Here is a 21,022-nt window from a genome sequence, read left to right on the forward strand (position 1 = left end):
GCGGCGCCGGCTGATCCTGCCGGTCCGCAGTCCGGCGGCGCGGGCGATCCGGGCCGGTGCGAACCTCGCCCCCGACCGCGCCGTCGGCGAACTCACCTGGGCCGACCACGTCGCCCACCGGGGCCCCGCTCCGCGCTGAGCTCCCGTACGAGGACGGGGAGCGCGACGAGCAGGGCGAGCGCGCGGATCGCGCCGGCGACGGGATAGCCGGCGCGGACGCCGAGGGCGTGCGCCACCAGCCCGCCGGTGAGCGCGCCGGGCGGGATCAGCCCCCAGCCCAGCATCCGGTAGACGCTGTTGACCCGGCCCAGCAGTTCCGACGGCACGATCTGCTGGCGCAGGCTCACGGTCACGATGTTCCAGAGCCCGGTGACGAACCCGTTGCCGGCCAGCAGCACCGCCAGCACCGCCGGGTCCGGCGCCAGCCCGATGCCGACGAACAGCAGCACGTTCGCCGCCAGCGCGGCCAGCAGCGCCGGCAGCGCGCCGGTCCGGGCGATGATCCGCGCGTTCACCAGCCCGCCGACCACGCTGCCGACGGCCCCGCCGGCGAGCAGCAGCCCGTACCCGCGGGCGTCGAGGTGCAGCGTCCGGGTGGCCAGCAGCACCAGCGTCACGCCGCCGAGCTGGAAACAGAAGTTGTTGACGCCGAGCAGCAGCGCGAGCGTGCGCAGCAGCCGGTGCCGGGTCAGGTAACGCAGGCCGTCCGCGATCGCGGTCCGGATCGGCAGCTGCCCCGACGGCCGGGCCCGCCGGGGCAGCGTGGCCAGCAGCGCCGCCGACAGCGCGAACGTCCCGGCGTCCAGGCCGAACGGCAGCGCCACCGAGACCGCGAACAGCAGGCTGCCCACCGGCGGCCCGAGGAACAGCTGCCCGATCGTGGTGACCGTGTACTGGGCCGCGTTCGCCTTGTGCAGCAGGGGTTTCGGGACGAGGTCGGGCAGGATCGCCTGGGCCGCGTTGCCGAACACCACCTCGCCCGCGCCGAGCCCGAACGCGAGCACGGCGAGCACCGGGATCGTGATCGTCCCGAACGCGGCCAGCACGGCCACGACGGCGACCAGCCCGGCCTGCAGGGCCTGCGCGCGCCACATCAGCGCGGCCCGGTCGTACCGGTCGACGAGGGCGCCGGCCGGCAACGACAACACCAGCCAGGGCAGGTACGTCGCGGCCGAGACGACCGAGATCAGCCGCGGATCGCGGGTGATCGTCACCGCCAGCAGCGCAACGGCGGCGGCGAACGCGCCGTCGCCGACGTTGTCCACCGCCGCCGCCCACCACAGCCGCCGGTACTCGGTGGACAGTCGGGTCACCGGGCGAGTGTCCGATCAGGACAGTCGTCGGGACAGTGTGTAGCTCTGTGCTACATACTCGGCCGGTGGCCCTGACCGTGGAGCTCGGCGTCGACGACCTGGCCGGGACCCGGTTCGCGGTCTCGCCGCTGTCGGAGACGCTGTCGGCGCTGCAGCTGCTCGGCGGCGTCGCCGCCCGGCCGGAGCAGAGCCTGCGCTGGCTGCGCTGGGCCACCGACGAGCTCGCCGCCCGGCCGCTGGAGCTGCCGCGGACCTGGCCGCTGATCGTCAACGGCCGGCCGAGCTGGCCGCAGTTCCTGTTCCCGGCGCCGGTCTCGGCGGCCGGCACCCTCGACGACGAGCTCGCCGCGATGCGCCGGACCACCGCCCGGCAGGTCCGGGCCAGCCTGCGCCGGGTCTTCGGCGACGACCTCCCGGACGCGGCGGCCGAGCTGGCCGCGCACCCGGCCGCCGGACTGCGGGCGATCGCGGCCGAGCTGCGGGCCGCGTACGACCGGCTGGTGGCGCCGCACTGGCCGCGGATCCGGGCCGTGCTCGACGCCGACATCGCGTACCGGGCCCGGCAGCTGACCGGCGGGGGAGCGCGGCGGCTGTTCGAGGACCTGCACCCGGACCTGGCCTGGCAGGACGGGCGGCTGCGGGTGACCCGGCCCCGGACCGACCGGGTCGTGACGGCCGCCGGCGGCGGGCTGGTGCTGCTCCCGGTCGTGCTCGCCACCCCGTACGTGCTGGTCAAGCTGCACACGACCACGCGGACCACGGTGCGCTACCCGGCCCGCGGGGCCGGTGCGCTCTGGACCGCCGGCACCCGGCCGCCGCGCGGCTCCGCGGTCCGCCTGCTCGGCCGTCCCCGGGCGTCGCTGCTGGAGGCGCTGCGCTCGCCGGCGACGACCACCGACCTGGCCCGGGCCCTCGGCGTCACCCCGAGCGCGGTCTCCCAGCACCTGTCCGTCCTGCGCGACAGCGGCCTCGTCACGGCCGAACGCCGCGGCCGCACCGTCCTCTACCTCACCACCGCCCGCGCCCTCCCCCTCCTCGACCCCCTGACGGAGTCCGTGCCGCGTCCGTGCACGGGGGTGGCGCGGCCTGGCGGAGGGTGCGGTGGCTAGGTTCGGCCGGTGGAGTCACCGGAGCTGGTCGAGGGCGTGCGGGTGGCGCACGGGCGGTTGCACGGGACGGTCGGCGGCCTGGACGAGGCGGCCGTGCGGGCGCCGAGCCGGCTGCCGGGGTGGAGCGTCGGGCACGTGCTCACCCACCTCGCCCGCAACGCCGACTCGGTCGTCCGGCGGCTGGAGGCCGCGGCCGACGGCCGGCAGGTCGAGCAGTACCCCGGCGGTGAGGCCCAGCGGACGGCCGAGATCGATGCGGGCGCGGGCCGGCCGGTGGAGGAGATCAGGGCCGACCTGCTCGCCGCCGACGCGGCCGTCGACCGCCTGCTCGGAACGCTCCCGGCCACGGTCTGGGAGCGGCCGGTGCGTCGTTCGGGCGACGGCGGGACGGTCCCGGCCGGCCGGCTGCTCTACTCGCGGTGGCGGGAGGTCGAGATCCACCACGTCGACCTGGGCCTGGCGTACACGCCGGCGGACTGGCCGGCCGAGTTGGTCGCGCTGATGCTGCCGGGCCTGGTGGCCGGGCTGCCGGACCGCGCCGGCGCGACCGCCCTGGCGGCCTGGGCACTGGACCGCGCGCCCGCGCCGGACCTGGACCGCTGGGACCGCTAGGCGCCGTTAGGTTGGGCGGATGTACGCGACGCGGGTGACCCAGCACATCGCCGCACCCCGGGCCCGGGTGTACGCGGCTCTCCTGGATCCCGATGCGGTCGGGCGGTGGCGGGTGCCGGACGGGATGAGCAGCGTGGTGCACCAGTTCGAGCCGCGCGAGGGCGGCGCGTTCCGGGTCTCGCTCACGTACGACGCGCCGGACGCGCAGGGCAAGTCCGAGGCCCGCACCGACACGTACCACGGGCGGTTCGTGACGCTGGTGCCGGACGAGCGGGTGGTCGAGCGGTTCGAGTTCGAGACCGCCGACCCGGCGCTGGCCGGCGAGATGACGATCACCACCACGCTCGCCGACGCCGGCGGCGGCACCGACGTGACGATGGAGCACGAGGGCCTCCCCGACGCGATCCCCGCCGCCGACAACGAGACCGGCACCCGCATGGCGCTGGACAACCTCGCCCGCCTGCTCACCTCCCACGGCATCGGGGACTTCCCCCAGGGCCCGCGCGCAGGGTGACGCAGCCTGTATCAACGTCGGCCCAGCCGTCCTCCTGGTCAGGGAAGCGAACAAGCAGGGCCATCGATCGGAACACGTCATGTCGGACACCGACCTGTCCAAGACGCTGATCCGGGCCGCGAAGCGGGCCGAGACGTCATCCGAGTGCGTCCTGGAGCAGGCCTTCGTGCCGGTCGGCTCGCTGATGGCGCATCTGCAGTCCTCCGATCACCACGTGCTGTTCGGCCGGCGCGGGACGGGCAAGACGCACGTGTTGCGTTACCTGCGGCAGGAGAAGATCGCCGACGGCCAGCTCGCCGTGTACGTCGACCTCCGCCGGATCGGCTCGCCCGAGGACATCTACTCGGCGAACCAGGAGGACTTCCTGCCGCAGGCGACGGCGCTGCTGGTCGACGTCGTCGAGTCGATCCACGGTTCGATCTGCGACCAGGTGCTGGCCGACAGCTGGGGTGATCGGCTGGAACGGGTCAGCGCCGGCCTGGACGCCCTCGCCGCGGCGGCCACCCGGATCCGGGTCGTCGGCGAGGTCGAGATCGAGCGGCAGCAGGAGGAGCGGTCGGACTCCGGCCGCTCGGCCGAGATGGCGCTCGCGGTGTCCCGCGATCCCGGCGCCTCGGTCACGGTGGGCCGCCGGGCCGAGCGGTCGAAGCGACACCTGGAGCGCACGGTGAGCCGGGGACGCGAGTCCCACCACGTGCTGCTCGGACCGCTGTCGGCGGCCATCCAGACGATCGCCGAAGCGATCGCGCCGGACGAGCTCTGGCTGCTGGTCGACGAGTGGTCGGCACTGCCGCTGGAGGTGCAGCCGCTGATGGCCGACCTGCTGCGCCGGACCTTCCTGGCCACCGGCGGGGTGGTCGTCAAGATCAGCGCCGTCCACGGGCGTTCGGTCTTCCAGAGCGCGGACACGGCCGTCGGACTGGAACTGGGCGCCGACACGGCGGCCAGCCTCGACCTCGACGACTTCCTGCTGTTCCGCAACGACGCGGCCGCCACCATGGACTTCTACGCCGACCTGCTGTTCCGGCACGTGAGCGCCATCGCCGGTCGTCTCGGTGTATCGGAGAAGGATCGGCTGCGCCGGCTGACGAGCCCGACCGCGCTGACCCGTGAGCTGTTCGCCGACGAGGCCAGCTTCCATCACCTCGTCCTCGGCGCGGAGGGCGTTCCCCGCGATGCGCTGCAGATCGCGGCGCTGGCGGCCGGGATGGCGTACGGCCGGCCGATCGGCTCGACCCAGGTGGCCAACGCCACCCGGGACTTCTACCTGCGGGACAAGGAACGGCAGCTGCCCCGGCAGGCGCACGAGGTGTTCACCAACCTCATCGAGCACTGCGCCCGGCAGAAGAGCCGGATCATCCCGCTGCGCCGCAAGGGCGAGTCGAACGAGAAGGTGATCCAGCGCCTGTACGACGCCCGCCTGATCCACCGGGTCCGCCAGGGGGTCTCACTGGATCCGCAGCATCCCAGCGACGTCTACGACGTGTACGTCATCGACTACGGCTGCTTCCTCGGCCTGATCACCGCCGGCCGGATCCGCACCTCGGAGGACGGGCTGGATCCGGGGGCACGGTTCGCCGACTCCAACGAGGTGGAGATCCGCGGTCGCGCCTTCGTCCGGATGGCGCCGGGCTGGTATCGCCGCCCGCCGCAGCGACGACCCTGACCGCCGACCTGGGGGCCGGCGCCGCAGGAGTCCTGGTCCGCGCCGGTCGCCGCTGCGGGTGGGACCAGACCCGCCGCGCCCGCTCCGCCGCCGCGACCCCACCGTCGTGGCGCCCGTTCGCCATCCGCACCGCCGACCTCGGCGCCGGTCTTGCCCGCGGGGTGTCGGGGCCGTGAGCGGGCGACCCCGGGTTGATACTCACGTGGCGGGCGGGGGTGCGCGCGGACTGGTCACGGGGGCTCGGCGGATGGCGAACTCGATCGCGTCGTTGCGGGACTGTGCCGCGCGGCACCTGGCGTACTACACCGACCCGGAGGGGCCGCGGGCGTTCCGGACGTATGACCGGCTCGGCGTTCCGGACGAGCTGACGCCGCTGGACTGCCTGGCCCCGGCGCTGCTCAGCGTCGGCATCAACTACCGGCAGGTGGTGCCGCTGTTCCGGCCGACCGGGCCCGGCCCGCTCGTGCTCGACGCGATGCAGGCCGTGCTGGACCACCCGGACAGCGCCACCGACCACTTCCTCGACGCCGATCTGGGCGCGGACGACGGCCCACCCGCCGGCACCGCCTGGGCCGCGGTCGACGCCGCGATCGTCGCCTCCGGCGAGGCCGGCGGCGAGGGCCTGCACGGGTTCAAGGCCGTGGCGGTGACGAAGATCCTGCACCGCAAGCGGCCGGACCTGGTGCCGATCTTCGACAGCCGGGTGCACCGGTTCTACACCGGCGAACGCCCGCCGGCCGGTCCGTACAAGCAGACGCCGCGGCGGCTGTGGCGGCTGCTGCAGGCCGACCTGGTCGCGAACCGGGACTGGCTGGCCGAGCTCGCCGCGACCGTCCGGACGCCGGACGAGCGCCCGCTGTCGCTGCTGCGCGCGGCCGACATCGTCGTCTGGGAACACGAGACCAGCGGCGACGCCGTATTCCGGTAGTGACGGCAGGGCGGTTCGTGCCACGGTCCGGTCCATGAGCGGATGGGACGAGCAGGCCACCCGGTACGACGCGGACTCGGCCGACATGTACGCGCCGGACATCCTCGGCCCGGCCGTCGGCTTCCTCGCCGCGCTCGCCCCCGGCGGCCGCGCGCTGGAGTTCGCGATCGGCACCGGCCGGATCGCCCTGCCGCTGCGGGAACACGGGATCGCGGTGTCCGGTGTGGACAGTTCGGCCGGGATGCTGGCGGCGCTGCGGGCGAAGCCGGGCGCGGACGGGATCGACGCCGTGCTCGGCGACATGGCCACCGACCGGGTGCCGGGGACGTTCGACCTCGTCTACCTGGTCTACAACACGATCACGAACCTGCTGACCCAGGCCGAGCAGGTCGCCTGCTTCCGCAACGCCGCCCGGCACCTGCGGCCCGGCGGGCACTTCGTGATCGAGGTGTTCGTGCCGGACCTGCGCCGGCTGCCGATCGGCGCGACGGCGCAGGCGTTCCGGATCGAGGACCAGCGGGTCGGCTTCGACACGTACGACCTGCTGCGGCAGGGCCTCGTCTCCCACCACTACTGGCTGGCGGAGGGCCAGGCCTTCCATTCCCGACACCGCTACGTCTGGCCGTCCGAAGTGGACCTGATGGCGGAGCTGGCCGGGCTGCGGCTGCGGGAGCGCTGGGCCGACTGGAGCCGGGCCGAGTTCACCGCCGAGAGCCCCTCCCACGTGTCGGTCTGGGAGCTGCCGGCCTGAGCGCGCCAGGCCCGGCCTGCTCCCGGGGGCCGGCCTCTCGCCGGCCGCGAGACCACCGGCCCGAACTCGCCGGGTCGAGAGCCTGGTAGGACTCAGCGCGGCGCCGCGACGATCGCGGGCTCGGGCAGCCGCCGGACGAACAGCCAGCTGACCACCGGCAGCGCGATCAGCGGGGTCAGCGCGGTCTGCAGGCTGCTCGCGTCGGCGATCGCGCCGAGAACCGGGCTGGCCAGGCCGCCCACGCTGACCGTGAGCCCGAGCGTGACCCCGCTGGCGGTGCCGACCCGGCTGGGCAGGTAGTCCTGCCCGAGCGTGACCTGCAGGGAGAACGGCACGTACAGGCCGGCCGAGGCGAGCGCGACGAAACCGAACAGCGCCGGTCCCGGGACCAGGACGACGCCGGCCACCGCGAGCACCGTCAGCAGGTACGACCAGCGCACCACCGTGACCCGGCTCCACCGCTCGGCCAGCCGGCCGCCGGCCACGGTGCCGACGGCGCCGCCGGCGTACAGGACGAGCAGGGCGGCCGCGCCGACCGCGGGGCCGCCGCCGACCCGCTGCTGGGCGTACAGGGAGACGAAGGCGCTGAGGCCCACGAACACGATCGAGCGGAACACGATCGCCCCGGCCAGCCGCAGGAACGAACGCCGGTCGTCGGTCCCGGCGCGGTCGGGGCGCGGGGCCGTCCGGCTGCCGGAGATGACCCGCAGGGCCGCCACCGCGGCGACCGCGCCGGCCAGCGCCGGGATCACCAGCAGCGGGGTCCGGGTCAGGCCGCCGGTGGCGACCACGGCGGTGACCAGCAGCGGCGCGGTGGCGAAGCCGATGTTGCCGCCGAGGGAGAACCAGCCCATCGCGGTGTGGCTGCCGGCGCTGGCGGTCCGGGCCACCGCGGCCGACTCGGGGTGGTAGGCGGCCACCCCGACCCCGGACACCGCCACCGCCAGCAGCGTCAGCGCGTACGAGGAGCTGACGCCGGACAGCGCGATCCCGATCCCGGCGGTCGCGGTCGCCGCCGGCAGCAGCCAGGGCAGCGGCCGCCGGTCGGTCAGCGCCCCGAACAGCGGCTGCGCGACCGAGGACAGCAGCGAGGCCGCCAGCACGATGCCGGACGCGGCCGCGTAGGAGTAGGCGCGTTCGGAGACGAAGAACGGGACCAGCGCGGCGACCGCGCCCTGGTAGACGTCGACGCAGGCGTGCCCGGCGGCGAGCAGGCCGATCGACCGGCGGGTCATGTCGCCCGGCTGCGGACCGCCGACACCGTGCCCTGGGTGAGCGCGATCGCGGCGATCAGCAGCAGTGCCGGCGTCCAGGAGCCGGTCCGGTCGCGCAGCCAGCCGACCACCACCGGCCCGGTCGCGGCCAGCAGGTAGCCGATCGACTGGGCCATGCCCGAGAGCCGGGTGGCGTGCGCGGAGGTCCGGGCGGTCAGGCTGATCCGGGTCAGCGCGTAGACCAGGGCGGCGCCGGAGCTGGCCCCGGCCAGGACCACCCAGAGCGGCAGCGCGGCCGGCAGCACCACGATCCCGAGGGCGGCCGCGACCATCGGCGCGCTCACGATCGCCCCGGTGGCCGCGGTCCCGGTGCGGTGCAGGATCGCGGGCACGGCCAGGCCGGTCAGCAGGCCGACCACCTGGTACGCGAACAGGTACCAGCCGCCGAGCGTGCCGGACACGCCGTGGCTGGTCGCGATCGACGGCAGCCAGGCGGCCATCACGTAGAAGCTGGTCGACTGCAGGCCCATGATCGCGGTCAGCCGCCAGGCCGCGGCCGACCGCCAGACGGGTCGGTGGTCGACCTCCGGGGGCGGCACCGCCTGTTCCCGCGGCGGCCGCAGGCTCCAGAACACCACCGCCGCGGCGGCCGGCAGCGCCCAGACCCCCAGCGACCAGCGCCACTCGCCCGGCAGGTGGGACAGCGGCAGCGAGACCCCCGAGGCCAGCGCCGCGGCCGTCCCCATCGTCGCGGAGTAGAGCCCGGTCATCAACGCGACCCGAGCGGGGTGGTCGCGGCGGACCACGACCGGGATCAGCACGTTGCAGACGGCGATGCCGGCGCCGGCCAGCGCGGTGCCGAGCCAGAGCGACGGCAGCCCCGGCAGCGACCGGACCACCACCCCGACGGCCAGCGCGGCCAGCGCCCAGACCACCGTCCGCTCGATGCCGAGCCGCCGGGCCGGCCCCTGCACCAGCGGCGACACCGCCGAGAACGCCAGCAACGGGAGCGCGCTGAGCAGGCCCAGCAGGGTGTTGCTCAGCCCGGTGTCGTCGCCGATCAGCGTGAGCACGGGGCCGACGGAGGTCAGCGCCGGGCGCAGGCAGACCGCCGCGACGATGATCGCGGCGACGCCGGCTCCTCTGCCGGTGCTGACCCTTACCTGCTCGTCCTGCACCCGGCCACGCTAACCGGGCGGGGCCGCCTCAGCCGCGGGCCCGTCAGGTGAGGCAGAACTCGTTGCCCTCGGGGTCGGCCATGACGATGTGGTGGGTGCCGTCCACGGCGAGCACCCGGCCGCCGGCCTCGGTCAGGCGCCGCGCCGCCGCCGTCACCTCGGTCCAGCGCTGCTCCGGCGTTCCGGCGCCGGACACCCGGACGTCCATGTGCAGCCGGTTCTTCGCCACCTTGGGCTCGGGCACCTTGAGGATCGACAGCCGCGGGCCGACCCCGGCCGGGTCCCGCAGGTAGGCCGAGTCGTTCCACTCCTCCGGCGGTACGTCGTAGTGGGCCAGCCAGTCCTCGCGGGTCGCGTACGGCGCCGGCGGCGGCTCGTCCTCGTAGCCGAGGGCCAGCCGCCAGAACGCGGCCAGCCGCTGGGCGTCGGTGCAGTCGAAGGTCAGGTCGACTCGAGGCATGCGCCACCCTAGGACGCGGGCCCGGCCGGGTCGGAGAGAGCCGCGTCCCGAGCGATCCGTCCCGGCCGGCGACTGCGCTCCGCGCACGGCTGAAGACCTCTCCACCCCGGTCGGGTGGTTCGCCGGGCCGAGCGGGGGTACCTAAAAGGATGTCCCGCTGCGGGGCGAAAGCGGAGGTTTCGGTGTGCTGGCGACGGCGGCACGACGCTACGTGTGAGAAGACCGCGATCGGAGAGGTACGCCGATTCGTCCGGTCGTGCATCCACGACGTCTTCCGCACCCACGACGCCCACGAGCTGGTCGGCGATGCCGAGCTCGTGGTCAGCGAGCTGGCCGCCAACTCCGTGAACGCCGACTGCGACCACGTCGAGGTGAGCGTCACCGTGCACGACCAGTGGCTGGAGATCTCGGTGCAGGACGACGCCGCCGGGACCCCGACGATGCGTCCGCCGACACCGCATGCGGCCTGCGGACGAGGGTTACGGATCGTGGCCGCCCTGTCCTCGGACTGGGGCGTGATCCCGGTCGCGGGCGGCGGGAAGACGGTCTGGAGCCGGCTCGCGGTGCCGCGAGACCTGCCGGCGCAGCCGCGCTGCCGCCGTCCCGGCCCGCCGTCCCGGCCCGCCGCCGCCTGACACCCGCCCCTCGCCCCCGCCGGCCGGGCCCGCCGGTCGGCGGTCCGGGCCGCTCCTGGGTAGGTCGGCATCATGGGGTGATGGACGAGCGACCCGGCTTCGCCGCGAGCCTGGGCGACTTCCGGCTGGAGACGTACTTCTCCCGCTGGGAGTTCGCCGCCACCCACCACCTCACCGCGTCCGACGCCGAGACCCTGACCGTCGGCGAGCTGCTCGCGCTCGGCGGCGAGGAGGAGTCCTTCGCCGACCTCCGGCTGTCCTACGTCGAGACCTGGGGCACCGACCGGCTCCGGACGGCGATCGCCGCCACGTACGAGACCTGCACGCCCGAGGACGTCCTCGCCTTCGCCGGTGCCGAGGAGGCGATCTTCTGGGCGATGCAGCTGCTGGCCGGACCGGGTGACCACGTCGTCGTCACCGTGCCGAACTACCAGGCGCTGGAGGAGGTCCCGCGCGCCGCCGGGGCCGAGGTGAGCGGCGTGCTGCTGGACGAGGCCGACGGCTGGCGACTGGACCTCGACGCCGTGCGGGCCGCGCTGCGCCCGAACACCACCCTGGTCGCGGTGAACTTCCCCAACAACCCGACCGGTGCCGTACCCGACCACGCCACCTGGCAGGGCCTGGTCGACCTGTGCGAGGAACGCGGCCTCCGGCTGCTCGCCGACGAGGTCTACCGCGGCCTCGAGCTCGACGGCGACCGCACCCTGGCCCAGGCCGCGGACCTGTCGCCGACGGCGGTCTCGGTCAACGTGCTGTCCAAGTCGTACGGGCTGCCGGGGCTGCGGGTGGGCTGGATCGCCTGCCGCGACCACGCGCTGCTGCAGTCGCTGGAACGGCACAAGCACTACACGTCGATCTGCAACGCCGGCCCGAGCGAGCGGCTGGCCGCGATCGCGCTGGAGTCCGGGCCGCGGATACAGCAGCGCAACCGGGAGATCGTGCGGGCCAACCTCGGCCCGGTCGGCGACTTCTTCGCCCGGCACGAGGACCTCTTCGACTGGGCGCCGCCGCAGGGCGGCTGCGTGGCCTTCCCGCGCTACCGCGGCCCGGACGGCGTCGAGGCGTTCTGCCGTGAGCTGGTCGAGACCGCGGGCGTGCTGCTGCTGCCGGCCGGCATCTACGCCTCGGAGCTGGCGCCGGTGCCGGCCGACCGGTTCCGCATCGGCCTCGGCCGCCGCGATCCCGAGCCCGGCCTGGCCGCGCTGGAAGGGTTCCTCAGCTCGCGCTGAGCGTCACCACGTGTCCCAGTGGATCACCGTGTCCGGAGCCGGGCGGGCGGCGGGGGAGAAGTCGGTGCCGACCGTGTACGCGACCGGGGTGAGGACGGCCTGGGCCACCGTCTCGTACGGGATGCCGAGGATGTCGGCGACGTCCCGCTCCCGGGCGCGGTGCATCGTGGTCCAGGCGGTGCCGAGGCCGCGGGCCCGGGCGGCGAGCATGAAGCTCCACATCCCCGGCAGGATGTTGCCCTGGCCCGCCTCGGCCGCGGCCCGGTTCCGGCCCTGCGTGCAGCCCAGCACCAGGACGGGCACCTCGCCCAGGTGCTCGCCGAGGTGGTCGGCGGACGCGGCGACCCGGGCCTGGACCCGGTCCCGCCCGGGGTCGCCGGTCGCGTTGCCGGGGTAGCCCGCGGACGCGCGGTAGCCCGCGTACACCTGGCGGTAGACCTCGCCGATCGCGGCCCGGGCGGCCTGGTCACGGACCACCACGAACCGCATCGTCACGACGTTCGAGCCGGACGGAGCCTGCAGGGCCAGCGCGACGCACTCGCGGATCAGCTCGTCCGGCACCGGCCGGGTGAGATCGAGCCGCTTCCGTACGGCGCGGGTCGTCGACAGCAACTGATCCGGATCCAGGTCCAGCAGGCTCATGTCCCGAGGTTAGGACTGGGTCTGCAGCTGGGGGCAGGGGCGGGCCGCCGTGGCGGCCGGGCGGGCGACCACCGACCCCGCGACCAGGCTGACCAGCGCGGCGACGCCGACCAGCCCGCCGTACCAGAGCGCGGTCTCGCGCAGCCCGACGTGCGTGATGAGCACGCCCGCGACCAGCGCCGGGATGCTGAACGCGAGGTAGCTGGCCAGGTAGACGGCCGACAGCAGCGCCGCCCGCTCGTGCGGCCGGGCCAGTTGCGTCACCGACCGCAGCGAGCCGAGGAATCCGGCCCCGAACCCGCTGCCGGCGACCACGGCCGCGACCACGAACAGCCCGAGCGAGGAGAGCGCCAGCGCGGTCAGGAACAGCCCGCTGCCGACGACCAGCGCGAGCGTCCCGAGCCGCTCCATCGGCGCCGGTGCCATCCGGCTGACCAGCACCGCGGCCAGCGCGCCGGAGCCCGCGAAGATCCCGAGCACCAGCCCGACGACGGCCGAGTTCGGCGCGCCGAAGACGGTGCGCACCAGGGACCCGCCGACCGAGAGCATCAGCCCGCCCAGGGCCCAGGTCGCCATCATCGTCGGCACCGCGGCCGCGAACGCCTTCCGGGCCGGTGCCGGCACCGCGACCTGCGGCCGCAGCGAGGCGACCGCCCCGGGCATCCGGCGGACCGTCTCCGGCAGCGCCGCCGTGACCACGGCCAGCGCGGCGAAGACCACGATGAGGATGAGGAAGACCAGCCGGGTCGGGTGCGGGCCGTACTGGACGAGCAGGCCGGTGCCGAGCGCGCCCACGCCGAGCCCGGTCGCGGGCGCGGCGCTGTTCACCAGCGAGCCGAGGCGGGAGCCGTCGGCCGGCTGGAGGTCCAGCAGGTACGCGCCGAGCACGCCGATCGCGGCCCCGGTCGCCAGCCCCTGCACGGTCCGTGCGGCCAGCAGCCAGGTGCTGCTGCCGGCGTCGAGGAAGACGGCCATCGCGATCGCCTCGACGGCGAGGGCGGCGGCCAGCACCGGGCGCCGCCCGACGAAGTCCGACAGCCGGCCGACGGTGAGCAGGCTGACCAGCAGGGCCAGCACGTACACGGCGAAGATCGTGGTCAGCTCCAGCGCGGAGAAGCCGAACTCCTGCTGGTAGACGGGGTAGAGCGGGCTCGGCGCGCTGGAGGCGGCGAGCATCGCGACCACGGTGGCGCCGACGACCCAGAAGGCCGCGGCCCGGGGCATGCGCCGGGCGAGTGCCGCGGGATGTGAGATGAGTCTCAGGGTGGACACTGGTGGCTCCGATCGGCGGACCGTTCGAGTTGTATCGAACGGTCCGAACACCACCACCGCGAGAATAGTTCCAAGAAAGTCGAACTGTCATGGCTGTCACCACCCGCGAGCTGACGCACCCGCCGCTGACCGAGGTCGAGCTGACCGCGGTCCTGTTCGCGCTGAGCGACCCGGCCCGCCTCGATCTCGTCCGGCTCATCGCCCGCAGCGGGCCGCAGACCGTCGCGAACTGCCAGGTCGTCGACCCGGACGCGCCGAAGTCGACGTTCTCGCACCACCTGAAGACGCTGCGCGAGGCCGGCCTGGTCCGCAACGAGCCGGCCGGGCGGCAGCGGATGATCTCACTGCGCCGGGACGAGGTGGACGCCCGCTTCCCCGGGCTGCTCGACTCCGTGCTCTGAGCAGCCCGCCGTCAGGCGGTGTCGCAGACCAGGAAGTCCTCGACCCGGATCGCCCGCAGGATCAGCCGGACGGGTGCGTTGATCTCGGCCCGGGTCTCGTCGTGCACCAGCCGCGGGCCGACCAGGTGCAGGCTGCGGCCGCCGCGGACGCGCAGGTCGCAGGAGCCGGCCGCGAGCACGTTCTTCACCCAGTCGCTGTCCTTGCCGTACGTGAGGGCGAAGACGACGCGGCCGGGCTTGAGGAAGACGCTGACCGGTGTCCGGAACTCCCGCCCGGACCGGCGGCCGCGGTGGGTGACCTCGCCGAAGCCGGGCAACCGCAGCACGATCGGGCGCAGCACCTTGTTCGACACCCGCTTGTTGACCCGGGCCATCACCCGCGGTATCGGCATGCACACGCTCCTTTGCGACGTCCCCGCGGCATGGTCCCACCCACGCCGATCACCACCAGCCCGCGGCTCACTCCTGCCGGTGCTGATCAGGACAGCCCGCGGCTCGGTTCTACCCCCCGCGCCGATCACCACGAGCCGCGTCCTGGTTGACTGGTCCGATGGTGGAACCGGAACTCGACCCGGCCAGCTACCCACCGATCGACCCGGGCGAGGCCGCCCCGGACGATCCCGGCGAGCTGCTCCCGGACACCCCCGAGACCCTGCCGCCCGCTCCGGCCGAGCCCGGCCCGGGCGACCCCGAGGACCCCGACGGCGTCCCCGCCTGACCCGGCCAGGTGGGGTTCCTCAGCTTCCGCCAGCCGCCGGCCCGGTTGGTCGCGATGATCTGCCGGGCCATCCGGCAGCGCGTCGATGTACTGGTCCGCCCGCGGATCGGCGACGTACGGCATGGCCGGAGACCGTAGCCGCCCGGGCCGCGGCCGGGCAGACTCTGGCGATGCCGTACGACGCCGAGCTCGCCGACCGGATCCGCACCGTCGTCGGGGCCGAACCGGGCCTGACCGAGAAGCGCATGTTCGGCGGGCACGCGTTCCTGATCGGCGGGTCCATGGCGGTCGCCGCCAGCAGCCAGGGCGGCCTGCTGCTGCGGGTCGACCCGGCCGACACCGAGTCGCTGCTGGACGAGCCGCTGGTCCGGCGGTTCGAGATGCGCGGCCGGGAGATGGACGGCTGGCTGCGGGTGGACCCGGAGGCGGTCCGGACCGACGACGAGCTGCGGCGCTGGGTCGCCCACGGCGTTGCGTACGCCCGGTCACTGCCGCCGAGGTAGCGCCGCCGAAGCAGCGCCGCCGCGCCGAGGAGAACCGGGGGAGGTACGGTCGCGGCGGCTCCGCGGGGGGAATGCCCGCGGGCCTCCACCCTTGATCGGAGCGAGACGGCGATGACGGAGACCGGCACCAGTGCCGCACCGGTGGAGGGCGCGGAGCCCGACCACGGGACCACGAAGTGGTGGACGCTGGTGGCGGTCTGCCTCGGCACGTTCATGCTGTTGCTGGACATCACGATCGTCAACGTCGCGCTGCCGGACATCCAGACGGCGCTGGGGGCGAGCTTCTCCGGCCTGCAGTGGGTCGTCGACGCGTACGCCCTGACGCTGGCGGCGTTGCTGCTCACCGCCGGCAGCCTGGCCGACCTCTACGGGCGGCGCCGGCTCTACGTCGTCGGGCTGGCCGTGTTCACCCTGGCCTCGCTGCTCTGCGGGGTCGCCGGGTCCACGCTGATCCTCCAGCTCTCCCGCGGCCTGCAGGGCGTCGGCGGCGCGATCATGTTCTCGGTCTCGCTGGCGCTGCTCGCGGACGCCTTCCGGGGCAAGGAGCGGGGCACCGCGTTCGGCGTCTGGGGCGCGATCACCGGGCTGGCCGTCGCGATCGGCCCGCTGCTCGGCGGCGCGCTGACCTCGGGCCTGTCCTGGCGCTGGATCTTCCTGGTCAACCTGCCGCTCGGCGTGATCGCGATCGTCATCGCGGCGACCCGGGTGGCCGAGTCCCGGGCGCCGCGGGCCCGCCGGCCCGACTGGGTCGGCTTCGCGCTGTTCACCCTGGCGCTGGCGAGCCTCGTCTACGGCCTGATCGAGTCCAACCAGCGCACCTTCTCCGACGGCCGGGTGCTCGGCTTCCTGATCGCCGCGGCGGTGCTGATGGCCGCGTTCCTGGTCGTGGAGTGGCGCGGGCGGCAGCCGATGTTCGACCTGAGCCTGTTCCGGCTGCCGACCTTCACCGGCGGCTCGGTCGCGGCCTTCGGGATGAGCGCGTCGATCTTCGCGCTGCTGCTCTACCTCGTCCTCTACGTCCAGGACGTGCTCGGTTACAGCGCGCTCGGCACCGGCCTGCGGCTGCTGGTGCTCTCCGGCGGGACGCTGGCGACCTCGACCCTGGCCGGCCGGCTGTCCTCCCGGGTCCCGGTCCGGCTGCTCATCGGGCCGGGGCTGCTGCTGGTCGGCATCGGGCTGCTGCTCATGCGCGGGCTGGACGCGACCTCGAGCTGGACCCACCTCATCCCCGGCCTGATCGTCGCGGGCGCGGGCATCGGCATGGTCAACCCGCCGCTGGCCTCGACCGCGGTCGGCGTGGTCCGGCCGCAGCAGGCCGGCATGGCCTCGGGCATCAACTCGACCTTCCGCCAGGTCGGCATCGCCACCGGCATCGCGCTGCTGGGCACGCTGTTCTCCAGCCGGGTCCAGGGCTACGTGCTCGACCACGTCGCCGCCGTACCGGGGCTGGCCGGGAAGGGCGAGACGCTGGCCACCGCGATCCGCTCCGGCGACGTCGGCCCGGCGCTCGGCAGCCTGCCGGCCTCGTCCCGCGGACCGGCGGCGCAGATCGCCACCGCCGCGTTCGCGGCCGGGTTGAACCGCATCCTGCTCGTCGCGGCGATCATCGCGCTCGCCTCCGCGGTCGTGGCCTTCGTCGCGATCCGCACCAAGGACTTCGTCCAGCACGACCCCGGCCGGGCCTGACCGGCCGCTGCGGACTCAGCGGCTGAGGGCTCGGTAGCGGCGGGTGCAGAGGACGCCGAAGAGCAGGCCGATGCCGAGGGTCCAGGCCAGCGACTGCAGCACCAGCGAACCCGTCCCGGTGTTGCCGAGCAGCAGCTCGCGCTGCTGGGGCGTGGCCGTGTCGCCGAGGATCAGCGAGCGGGCCGCGTTGATCACGATGCTGACCGGCTGGTGCGTCGCGAAACCCTGCAGCCAGCTCGGCATCGTCTTCACCGGCACGAACGCCGAGGACGCGAACGTCAGCGGGAAGATGATCGGGAACGTCGCCGCGTTGACCGCCTCCGGGCTGCGGACGGTCATGCCGATCAGCGCGTAGCCGAGGCTGGTGGCCAGCGCGAACAGCAGCAGCAGCAACGCCGCGAGCACCAGGCCGAGCGCGTTGGCCGGCCGGAAGCCGACCGCGAACCCGGTGGCGAGCAGGACCACCAGGCCGAACGCGTTGAGCACCGTGTCCGACGCGACCCGGCCGCCGAAGACGGCGCTGCGGGCCATCGGCAGCGACCGCAGCCGCTTGACGAACCCCTTCTGCATGTCGTCGGCGAGCGCGAACCCGGTGGTGCCGGCGCTGAACAGCACCGTCTGCACGGCGATCCCGGGGATCAGGTAGTTGACGTAGTTCAGCCCCTGCAGACCGCTGATCGCGCCGCCGAAGACGTACCGGAACAGCAGTACGAACATGATCGGCGAGACCAGGTTGAACACGATCTGCTCGGGCTGGCGGGTGAGCCGGCGCAGGTTGCGCCCGGCCATCGCGCCGGTGTCGCGCAGCGCCCAGGCCGGGCCGCTGCCCTGGGAGGGCCGGCGTTCGGTCACGGTGGTCATCGGTCGCTCCCGTCGTCGCGGCGTCGGCCGGGCGCCCCGGCCGTGTTCTCCTCGGCGGCGTGCCCGGTCAGGGAGAGGAAGACGTCGTCCAGGCTCGGCTCCCGCAGCTGCAGCCCGCGGGCCTGGACCCCGGCCGCGTCCAGCCGCCGGACGACCTCGGCCAGCGTCGCGGTCCCGTCCTTGGCCGGCACCCGGACCAGCTCGTCGTCGGTGGTCGCGTCCCCGCTGCCCGCGCCGGACAGCGTGGCCACGACCCGGCTCGCCTCGGCCGCGTCGGCCAGCCGGACCTCGACCAGCGCCCCGCCGAGCGTGGCCTTGAGCTCGGACGAGGTGCCCTCGGCGATGACCCGGCCCCGGTCGACCACCGAGATGCGGTCGGCCAGCCGGTCGGCCTCCTCCAGGTACTGCGTGGTCAGCAGCAGCGTGGTCCCCTCCCGGACCAGGTCCTCGATCACGCCCCAGAGCTCGATCCGGCTGCGCGGGTCGAGCCCGGTGGTCGGCTCGTCCAGGAACAGCACCGGCGGCCGGGCCACCAGCGCCGCGGCCAGGTCCAGCCGCCGCCGCATCCCCCCGGAGTACGTCTTGGCCGTCCGCCCGGCGGCGTCGGAGAGCTCGAAGCGCTCCAGCAGCTCGGCCGCCCGGGACTTCGCCTCGGCCGTCGGCAGGTGGTTGAGCCGGCCGACCAGCGTGAGGTTCTCCGAGCCGGTCAGGTTCTCGTCCACGGCCGCGTACTGCCCGGCCAGGCCGATCTTGCGGCGGACCGCCTCGGGGTCGCGCAACACGTCGATGCCGGCCACCTCGGCCCGTCCGGAGTCCGGCTGCAGCAGCGTGGTCAGGATGTCGACGGTCGTGGTCTTGCCGGCGCCGTTCGGCCCGAGCAGGCCCAGCACGGTGCCCTGCTGGACCTCCAGCGACACCCCGTCCAGGGCCCGGACGTCCTTGCCGAAGGTCTTGACCAGTGTGTCGGCGATCACCGCGGGACCGTTCATCCGCGCGATCGTACTGTTCGGCGCGAGCGCAAGCCTGTTCACAACGCTCCGGGCCGGGTACGGGGACCGGCAGGCGACAGGACGGGGGTCATCGGGTGCGGGTACTGGTAGCGGGGGCGTCGGGCTTCGTGGGGCGGCGGCTGACCCCGGCGTTGGCCGAGGCGGGGCACGAGGTGCGGGCGATGACCCGGCATCCCGACACGTACCAGGGTGCGGGGGAGCCGGTCCGCGGCGACGTGTCCCAGCCGGAGACGCTGGGCGGCGCGCTGGCGGGCTGCACCGCTGCCTACTACCTGGTGCACTCGCTCGACAAGCCCGAGTTCGCCGCGGACGACGCCGAGGGCGCGACGGCGTTCGCGGCGGCCGCGGCCGAGGCCGGGCTGTCGCGGATCGTCTACCTCGGGGGGCTCGGCGAGGACTCCGACACGCTCTCGGCCCACCTGCGCAGCCGGCGCCAGGTCGAGCAGCTGCTCGGCAGCACCGGCGTGCCGACCACGACGCTGCGGGCCGGCATCATCGTCGGCAACGGCGGGATCTCCTGGGAGCTGACCCGGCAGCTGGTCGAGCACCTGCCCGCGATGATCACCCCGCGCTGGGTGCACACCCGGACCCAGCCGATCGCGATCGCCGACGTGATCCGGTATCTGGTCGGCGTGCTGGAGCTGCCCGAGGCGGCCGGCCGGCACTTCGACATCGGCGGCCCGGACGTCCTGGAATACCTGGAGATGCTGCGGCGGGTCGGCCGCATCGAGGGCCGCCGCCCGCTGATCGTGCCGGTGCCACTGCTGACCCCGTCGCTGTCGGCCCGCTGGCTGTCGCTGGTGACGAGCGTCGACGTGACCACCGGGCGGTCGCTGATCGACTCGATGACCAACGAGGTGGTCGTCCGGGACGACAGCATCCGCAAGCTGGTCCCGTTCGAGCCGCTGGACTACGACTCGGCGGTGCTGCAGGCGCTGGGCGAGCGGGCGAAGGAGGGACGGTGACGGCCCTGTTCCGGCCGGTCCCGCGGGATCACCACGAGACCGACGCCGCGTTCCGGCGCCGCCGGAAGATCGTCGCCGGGGTGTCGCTGGCGGGGGCGGGCCTGCTCGGGGTGTCGCTGTCCACCGAACCGGACTCGCCCGAGTTCTACGCGCTGACCCTCGGCGTGGCCGGCACCTGGGCCGCCGGCGGCGTGCTGTCCGGCCCGCTGCACCTCGGCCGGATCGAGCACGGGCCGGAGCTCCGGCGGCCGGTCCTGGTGCCGGTCCTGATCGGGGCGGCCGCGTTCGGCGCGTTCTACGGGGCCGCGCTGGTCGCCCGGGAGATCCCGGTGCTGGACACCGCGCTGCGCTCGATCCTGCAGTACGCGAAGCAGGGCTCCGGCCCGCTGGTCGCGTTGACCACGCTGGCCAACGGGGCGGCCGAAGAGTTCTTCTTCCGCGGCGCGCTCTACGCGGCGGTCGGCGTCGAGGGCCCGGTCGCCGGCTCCACCGCCGGCTACGTGCTGGCCACCGCCGCGACCCGCAACCCGGCCCTGATCCTGGCCTCGGTCCCGATGGGCGCGTTGTTCGCCCTGCAGCGCAAGGCGTCCGGCGGCATCCAGGCGCCGATCGTCACCCACCTGACCTGGTCGGCACTGATGCTGCGCTATCTTCCGCCGCTGTTCCGGGACGCGCCCGCCGACCGGGCCGCGCGGCTGCGAGACTGGTACCCGTGGCGAACCGGATGACGGGATACGAGGCGACGCGGCACGGCCTGCATGCGGTGGCCGAGAGGCTCCTGGCCGGCCCGCAGTACCGGGCGACCGGCACGGTGCGGCTGCGCCAGCTCGCGGGCGGCTTCGGCACCGTCCGGCCGTACGGGGACGTCCTGCTGGTGACCGTCGACGGGACCGAGCTGGTCGTGTCGCGTGTGGACGGTGGCGCGGACCGGCACCCGCTGCGCGGCACGCTCGGCGAGCTGGCCGCGGCGACCGGGCTGGAGTACGGCGGCCCGGACGGCGTCTACGCCGACGGCTCCGGCGCGACCCCCGACCTCGCGCTCGACCTCGATGCCGACGCGGCGGCCGTGCTCGCCGACGCCTTCGCCACCGGCGCCGCCGCACTGGACGCCCTCGGCGACCCGGTGATCTGGCCCGAGCACTTCGACATCGCGGTCACCGTCGACGAGGTGAACTACGGCGTCTCGCCCGGCGACGCCGCGATCGCCGAGCCCTACGCGTACGTCGGCCCGCACCGGCCGCGGACCGGTCCGTTCTGGAACCAGTCCTTCGGTGCCGCCCACCCGCTGCGCGAGGTCCCCGACGTCGCCGCGTTCTTCGCCGAGGGCCGCCGGCTCACCGCCGGCGAGTGACCAG

24 protein-coding genes are annotated in these 21,022 nt (G+C 74.4%); 15 read left to right on the plus strand and 9 right to left on the minus strand.

What is annotated here, in order from left to right; all coding sequences use genetic code 11:
* Positions 1-92 precede the first annotated feature (92 nt).
* Positions 93-1,313 carry an MFS transporter gene (locus VGP36_15785; GenBank protein ID HEV7656174.1) on the minus strand — a complete coding sequence of 407 codons (1,221 nt, stop codon included), beginning with the start codon at positions 1,311-1,313 and terminating at the stop codon, positions 93-95.
* Positions 1,314-1,378: 65 nt separating this feature from the next.
* On the opposite strand from VGP36_15785, the gene VGP36_15790 reads away from it, so the two are divergent.
* From VGP36_15790 to VGP36_15815, 6 genes are all read left to right on the plus strand, one after another.
* Positions 1,379-2,422 (plus strand): metalloregulator ArsR/SmtB family transcription factor, encoded by a 1,044-nt coding sequence (locus VGP36_15790; protein ID HEV7656175.1) that lies wholly within the window; start codon positions 1,379-1,381, stop codon positions 2,420-2,422.
* A 9-nt stretch (positions 2,423-2,431) separates the two neighbouring features.
* Positions 2,432-3,034 (plus strand): maleylpyruvate isomerase N-terminal domain-containing protein, encoded by a 603-nt coding sequence (locus tag VGP36_15795; GenBank protein ID HEV7656176.1) that lies wholly within the window; start codon positions 2,432-2,434, stop codon positions 3,032-3,034.
* Positions 3,035-3,053: 19 nt separating this feature from the next.
* On the plus strand, positions 3,054-3,548 hold the full coding sequence (locus tag VGP36_15800; protein HEV7656177.1) for an SRPBCC family protein: 495 nt from the start codon (positions 3,054-3,056) through the stop codon (positions 3,546-3,548).
* 79 nt (positions 3,549-3,627) lie between these two features.
* The gene (locus VGP36_15805) at positions 3,628-5,214 is read left to right on the plus strand and encodes a hypothetical protein (protein ID HEV7656178.1); all 1,587 of its coding nucleotides are present in this window, start codon (positions 3,628-3,630) and stop codon (positions 5,212-5,214) included.
* Positions 5,215-5,461: 247 nt separating this feature from the next.
* Positions 5,462-6,142, plus strand: coding sequence for a DUF6308 family protein (locus VGP36_15810; protein HEV7656179.1), 681 nt, complete (start codon positions 5,462-5,464; stop codon positions 6,140-6,142).
* A 34-nt stretch (positions 6,143-6,176) separates the two neighbouring features.
* Positions 6,177-6,893, plus strand: coding sequence for a class I SAM-dependent methyltransferase (locus VGP36_15815; GenBank protein ID HEV7656180.1), 717 nt, complete (start codon positions 6,177-6,179; stop codon positions 6,891-6,893).
* Positions 6,894-6,985: 92 nt separating this feature from the next.
* Here VGP36_15815 and VGP36_15820 read toward each other — a convergent pair whose 3' ends face one another.
* Genes VGP36_15820 through VGP36_15830 form a run of 3 tightly spaced genes read right to left on the minus strand, consistent with a single transcriptional unit; the run spans position 6,986 to position 9,745 of the window.
* The gene (locus VGP36_15820) at positions 6,986-8,128 is read right to left on the minus strand and encodes an MFS transporter (protein ID HEV7656181.1); all 1,143 of its coding nucleotides are present in this window, start codon (positions 8,126-8,128) and stop codon (positions 6,986-6,988) included.
* Entirely contained in the window at positions 8,125-9,285 is a 1,161-nt protein-coding gene (locus VGP36_15825) for an MFS transporter (protein HEV7656182.1), read from the minus strand. Before VGP36_15825 ends, VGP36_15820 begins: the two co-directional genes overlap by 4 nt.
* Positions 9,286-9,328: 43 nt before the next feature.
* Positions 9,329-9,745, minus strand: coding sequence for a VOC family protein (locus VGP36_15830; GenBank protein HEV7656183.1), 417 nt, complete (start codon positions 9,743-9,745; stop codon positions 9,329-9,331).
* Between the two features lie 182 nt (positions 9,746-9,927).
* Here VGP36_15830 and VGP36_15835 point away from each other — a divergent pair, with 182 nt between their 5' ends.
* Together VGP36_15835 and VGP36_15840 are read left to right on the plus strand one after the other, a co-directional pair.
* Complete coding sequence (locus VGP36_15835) at positions 9,928-10,380, plus strand: ATP-binding protein (protein ID HEV7656184.1); 453 nt, start codon at positions 9,928-9,930, stop codon at positions 10,378-10,380.
* Positions 10,381-10,460: 80 nt separating this feature from the next.
* Complete coding sequence (locus VGP36_15840) at positions 10,461-11,609, plus strand: aminotransferase class I/II-fold pyridoxal phosphate-dependent enzyme (GenBank protein HEV7656185.1); 1,149 nt, start codon at positions 10,461-10,463, stop codon at positions 11,607-11,609.
* Between the two features lie 3 nt (positions 11,610-11,612).
* Here VGP36_15840 and VGP36_15845 read toward each other — a convergent pair whose 3' ends face one another.
* A complete protein-coding gene (locus VGP36_15845) occupies positions 11,613-12,251 on the minus strand; it encodes a nitroreductase family protein (protein HEV7656186.1) in 639 nt (212 codons plus the stop codon).
* 9 nt (positions 12,252-12,260) lie between these two features.
* Complete coding sequence (locus VGP36_15850; protein HEV7656187.1) at positions 12,261-13,523, minus strand: MFS transporter; 1,263 nt, start codon at positions 13,521-13,523, stop codon at positions 12,261-12,263.
* Positions 13,524-13,612: 89 nt separating this feature from the next.
* On the opposite strand from VGP36_15850, the gene VGP36_15855 reads away from it, so the two are divergent.
* Positions 13,613-13,924 carry a helix-turn-helix domain-containing protein gene (locus VGP36_15855; GenBank protein HEV7656188.1) on the plus strand — a complete coding sequence of 104 codons (312 nt, stop codon included), beginning with the start codon at positions 13,613-13,615 and terminating at the stop codon, positions 13,922-13,924.
* A gap of 11 nt (positions 13,925-13,935) precedes the next feature.
* Here the strand turns inward: VGP36_15855 and VGP36_15860 are convergent, their stop codons facing one another.
* Positions 13,936-14,316, minus strand: coding sequence for a nitroreductase family deazaflavin-dependent oxidoreductase (locus VGP36_15860; protein HEV7656189.1), 381 nt, complete (start codon positions 14,314-14,316; stop codon positions 13,936-13,938).
* Between the two features lie 158 nt (positions 14,317-14,474).
* Between VGP36_15860 and VGP36_15865 the strand changes: the two genes are divergently transcribed.
* The 3 genes from VGP36_15865 (at position 14,475) to VGP36_15875 (ending at position 16,831) form a co-directional block, all read left to right on the plus strand.
* Positions 14,475-14,642 carry a hypothetical protein gene (locus VGP36_15865; GenBank protein HEV7656190.1) on the plus strand — a complete coding sequence of 56 codons (168 nt, stop codon included), beginning with the start codon at positions 14,475-14,477 and terminating at the stop codon, positions 14,640-14,642.
* Between the two features lie 170 nt (positions 14,643-14,812).
* A complete protein-coding gene (locus VGP36_15870) occupies positions 14,813-15,145 on the plus strand; it encodes a TfoX/Sxy family protein (protein HEV7656191.1) in 333 nt (110 codons plus the stop codon).
* Positions 15,146-15,256: 111 nt separating this feature from the next.
* Entirely contained in the window at positions 15,257-16,831 is a 1,575-nt protein-coding gene (locus VGP36_15875; GenBank protein ID HEV7656192.1) for a DHA2 family efflux MFS transporter permease subunit, read from the plus strand.
* A 15-nt stretch (positions 16,832-16,846) separates the two neighbouring features.
* Here the strand turns inward: VGP36_15875 and VGP36_15880 are convergent, their stop codons facing one another.
* Positions 16,847-17,692: an ABC transporter permease gene (locus VGP36_15880; GenBank protein HEV7656193.1), complete on the minus strand. Its 846-nt coding sequence runs from the start codon at positions 17,690-17,692 to the stop codon at positions 16,847-16,849.
* Positions 17,689-18,681: an ATP-binding cassette domain-containing protein gene (locus tag VGP36_15885; protein HEV7656194.1), complete on the minus strand. Its 993-nt coding sequence runs from the start codon at positions 18,679-18,681 to the stop codon at positions 17,689-17,691. Before VGP36_15885 ends, VGP36_15880 begins: the two co-directional genes overlap by 4 nt.
* A 95-nt stretch (positions 18,682-18,776) precedes the next feature.
* Between VGP36_15885 and VGP36_15890 the strand changes: the two genes are divergently transcribed.
* Genes VGP36_15890 through VGP36_15900 form a run of 3 tightly spaced genes read left to right on the plus strand, consistent with a single transcriptional unit; the run spans position 18,777 to position 21,018 of the window.
* Positions 18,777-19,667: an NAD(P)H-binding protein gene (locus VGP36_15890; protein ID HEV7656195.1), complete on the plus strand. Its 891-nt coding sequence runs from the start codon at positions 18,777-18,779 to the stop codon at positions 19,665-19,667.
* Positions 19,664-20,395: a CPBP family intramembrane glutamic endopeptidase gene (locus VGP36_15895; protein ID HEV7656196.1), complete on the plus strand. Its 732-nt coding sequence runs from the start codon at positions 19,664-19,666 to the stop codon at positions 20,393-20,395. The genes VGP36_15890 and VGP36_15895 overlap by 4 nt, the downstream gene beginning before the upstream one ends.
* Positions 20,380-21,018, plus strand: a complete 639-nt coding sequence (locus VGP36_15900) for a hypothetical protein (protein HEV7656197.1) — start codon at positions 20,380-20,382, stop codon at positions 21,016-21,018. Before VGP36_15895 ends, VGP36_15900 begins: the two co-directional genes overlap by 16 nt.
* Positions 21,019-21,022: the final 4 nt, after the last annotated feature.

It is taken from the genome of Mycobacteriales bacterium (assembly GCA_035995165.1).
GTDB lineage: Bacteria > Actinomycetota > Actinomycetes > Mycobacteriales > CADCTP01 > CADCTP01.